Consider the following 260-nt stretch of genomic DNA (forward strand, 5'->3'; position numbering starts at 1 on the left):
TTCCCCGATAGCTCAGTCGGTAGAGCGACGGACTGTTAATCCGCAGGTCCCTGGTTCGAGCCCAGGTCGGGGAGCCAGATTTCCAAGATGAACTGCCATACAACCGCTGGAGGCCCTAACGAAGCACCCGGCCAAGTTCAAAAAAACGCATTTCATCCATGCCGAGTCAAAATTCTGATCCCTGATAGCTCAGTCGGTAGAGCGACGGACTGTTAATCCGCAGGTCCCTGGTTCGAGCCCAGGTCGGGGAGCCAATCTCA

2 tRNA genes are annotated in these 260 nt (G+C 55.8%); both read left to right on the forward strand.

The features are described 5' to 3' along the window. Nucleotide 1: 1 nt before the first annotated feature. Nucleotides 2-77 (forward strand) — tRNA-Asn (locus tag CUZ56_RS15180). 101 nt (nucleotides 78-178) lie between these two features. Continuing rightward, nucleotides 179-254 (forward strand) — tRNA-Asn (locus tag CUZ56_RS15185). Nucleotides 255-260 lie beyond the last annotated feature (6 nt).

Source organism: Saezia sanguinis, from assembly GCF_003991585.1.
In the GTDB taxonomy this organism is placed as follows: Bacteria; Pseudomonadota; Gammaproteobacteria; order Burkholderiales; family Burkholderiaceae_C; genus Saezia; species Saezia sanguinis.